This is a genomic window from Desulfovibrio sp. (genome assembly GCF_047607245.1).
GTDB lineage: Bacteria > Desulfobacterota > Desulfovibrionia > Desulfovibrionales > Desulfovibrionaceae > Desulfovibrio.
Genome location: NZ_JASGDK010000024.1, coordinates 1 through 3,247, shown reverse-complemented (window position 1 = coordinate 3,247; position 3,247 = coordinate 1). Strand labels below are relative to the sequence as shown.

Below are 3,247 nucleotides of genomic sequence, written 5' to 3'. Positions count from 1 at the left end.
GGCAACGCATAAATAAGCCCCCACGCGCTATGTCATGAGGGCTTGTGTGAGGAGGCTTTGTTTACTTGCTACAGGGAGTCCAATGCCTGATCCAGATCAGCCAGTATGTCGTCGATATGTTCAATGCCAATAGACAGGCGCACAGTGTTGGGCCAAATGCCCGTAAGCGCCAGCTCTTCTTCCGTCATTTGCGAATGGGTTGTGGACGCGGGGTGGATCACAAGTGATTTGGCGTCAGCCACATTGGCCAGCAGGGAGAAAACGCGAAGCTTGTCAATGAAGGCTCTGGCCTCGTCCGCGCCGCCCTTGACTTCAATGGTGAAGATGCTGCCGCCCCCGTTGGGGAAGTAACGCTTGTACAGCGCGTGGCTGGGGCTGTTGGGCAGGCTCGGGTGGTTGACTGCCTCCACCTTGGGGTGCTTATGCAGGTGCTGCACTACGGCCAGGGCATTCTGCACATGGCGTTCCACGCGCAACGACAGGGTTTCGAGTCCCTGAAGGATCAGAAAAGCGTGCAGGGGGGCCATCGCCGCGCCAAGATCGCGCAGCAGGATGGCCCGTGCCCGCACAATATAGGCCGCCGCCCCGACGGCCTTGGTGAAGCTCAATCCGTGATAACTCGGATCCGGCTCACTCATGTAGGAAAATCTTCCAGACGCGGCCCAGTCAAAGTGGCCGCTGTCCACAATAACTCCGCCCAAAGCCGCACCGTGCCCGCCCATAAATTTTGTGGCTGAGTGCACGACGATATCCGCGCCGTATTCAATGGGGCGCATAAGCCAGGGAGTAGCAAAGGTGTTGTCTACCACCAGAGGAATGCCGTGCCGGTGAGCAAGGGCCGCGAGGGCTTCCATATCCACAATGTTGCTGTGCGGATTGCCCATGCTCTCTACAAATATGGCGCGGGTTTCCGGCTTTATGGCTTCTGCGAAGCAGTCCATATGGGCTGGGTCTACAAAGGTTGTATCAACACCCCAGCTCTTGAGCGTGTGGGCAAGCAGATTGTAGGTGCCCCCGTACAGGGTTTTGGCAGCAACAATATGGTCTCCGGCCCGGGCCAGGTTTTGCAGGGCATAGCTGACGGCGGCTGCGCCGCTGGCTGTGGCAAGAGCCGCCACGCCTCCTTCAAGCGCTGCCACACGCTGTTCAAGGGCATCCTGCGTGGGATTGGTCAGGCGGCTGTAAATATTGCCGGGGTCAGTCAGGTTGAACCGGGCCTCGGCGTGAGCACAGTCGTCAAATACATAGGATGTTGTCTGGTAAATAGGCACCGCTCTGGCGCCGCTTGCCGAATCAGGCTTCTCCTGCCCGGCGTGCACTTGCAGGGTTTCAAACCGCAGGCCTTTTTCGTGATTCATTGTGGTTTACCTCTCGCGGCAGACCGCGCTATTCTTTGTTTTGAAACGGCTGGCTGTGCCGTAGTTTATTTTCTTATTGATTTGGTATGTAATACCATGTCGCAGGCGATTGCCTTTGTCAATACCCGTTATGGGCACTACAATTACAGATGCGCTTTGTCAAAACCGGAATTACAGCAAGTTCGAGCGGAGCCGTGCCCAGTGCAAAGCAGGGGTACAGTTGCAGGGCAGGCGGCCAAGCGCTAGTATTCGTGCCCTGCCGCCTTTTTGAGGCGGAGAATCCGTGAGGATGCAAGGAGGCCGCATGAGGGCGGAAATCATTTCAGTGGGTACGGAACTTCTGCTGGGGCATACCATCAATACTGACGCCACGCACGTGGCCAGAGCGCTTTCGGCTTTGGGGATGGACCTTTTACAGGTGCACACGGTGGGCGACAATGGCGCACGGCTTGAATCCGCACTGCGCGAAGCTCTTGGGCGCGCACAGATAATCATCACAACCGGCGGGCTTGGCCCCACGGATGATGATATGACCAAGGAAACTGTGGCCCGCGTTACAGAATGCCCCCTTGAAGAAGATGCAGACAGCCTGCGCCGCCTGCAGGAATATTTTGGCGAGCGCCCCATATCTGCCAATCAGCTCAAGCAGGCATGCTTGCCGCGCGGTTCCATAGCCTTTTCCAACGATGCGGGCACTGCCCCCGGTTGCGCCGTGCCCGTGGGTACCGGACAGTGGGTTATCCTGTTGCCGGGGCCGCCCTCGGAACTTTTGCCCATGCTCGAAAACGGCGTAATGCCATTTTTGCAGAAGATGGCGGATTCTGTCATAGCATCCTTTATGGTGCGTACCTTCGGCATCGGCGAGGGCGCTGCGGCGTTGCGTATTGCCGATCTGACTGAGGGTGATAATCCCACGGCTGCCCCTTACGCCAGTGATGCAGAAATGTTCGTGCGCGTGACGGCCAAGGCACAAAGCGCCGCAGCTGCGGAAGCTCTGGCAATGCCAGTGGTGGACGAGGTGCGCGCGCGCCTGGGCGACGTGGTTTATGGCGTTAATGTGACAGGTCTGGAGGCCGTGGTGGTGGATGGATTGCGGCAGCGCGGGCAGACCCTGGCCACGGCGGAATCCTGCACTGGCGGCTTGCTGGCCAAGCGTATTACCGATCAGCCCGGCTCTTCGGAAGTATTTGGCTATGGCCTGATTACTTACGCCAATGAGGCCAAGACCAAACTTTTGGGAGTGCCTGAAGAAATGTTGCTGCAGCACGGGGCCGTAAGCCCGGAAGTGGCCCGTTGTATGGCTGCGGGAGTGTGCGAGCGCTATGGGGCGGATTATGGCCTTGGCATTACTGGCGTGGCCGGACCCGGCGGCGGCACGGAAAGCAAGCCCGTGGGTCTTGTATATGTGGCCTTGAGCTACGGACAAGAGGTATGGCTGCGTGAACTGCGCCCACAGGGACGTTATCTTGGCCGGGAGTGGACACGGCGGCTGGCTTCAAGCCATGCGCTGGACATGCTGCGCAGGCATATGGCCGGGTTGCCCGTGGAAGCCCAGTGGGCGGTTGAAGCCCGGTAGTGCGCCACAAGAATATTTCAGGGTATCTTTATTTTGAATTGCTTTATGGGGAAGGATTTTTTTAAAAAGGGGCCTTCACCCGCACCCTCTAAGCTTTTATTTCGTTAGGCTGAAGAAAAGACTCTGGCCGAGGTGGGAGCTATAAACAGCGCCGTCTAAGCATCACACTGCCTCAAAGTAAATCTGTTCCAAATGCTAGAGGCCGGAGCGGCGATAACCACTCCGGCCTCTAGCATTTTTTGTTTCAGCAGTGATCAGGCATTGAGTGAAATATAACGCTCAATGCTGGTGGTGAAGACAATGCCGCCGCCCG

At 57.5% G+C, this 3,247-nt stretch carries 2 protein-coding genes; one reads left to right on the top strand and one right to left on the bottom strand.

Annotated features, from left to right (window positions below):
* Positions 1–68: 68 nt before the first annotated feature.
* Complete coding sequence (locus QM579_RS02080) at positions 69–1,358, bottom strand: O-acetylhomoserine aminocarboxypropyltransferase/cysteine synthase family protein (protein WP_414997570.1); 1,290 nt, start codon at positions 1,356–1,358, stop codon at positions 69–71.
* Positions 1,359–1,662: 304 nt separating this feature from the next.
* On the opposite strand from QM579_RS02080, the gene QM579_RS02075 reads away from it, so the two are divergent.
* On the top strand, positions 1,663–2,934 hold the full coding sequence (locus QM579_RS02075; protein WP_414997569.1) for a competence/damage-inducible protein A: 1,272 nt from the start codon (positions 1,663–1,665) through the stop codon (positions 2,932–2,934).
* The last annotated feature ends 313 nt before the right edge of the window (positions 2,935–3,247 follow it).

Excerpts from the sequence above, each read along its gene's own strand:
- QM579_RS02080 (WP_414997570.1), bottom strand. The coding sequence starts at position 1,358 with ATGAATCACGAAAAAGGCCTGCGGTTTGAAACCCTGCAAGTGCACGCC.
- QM579_RS02075 (WP_414997569.1), top strand. The coding sequence starts at position 1,663 with ATGAGGGCGGAAATCATTTCAGTGGGTACGGAACTTCTGCTGGGGCAT.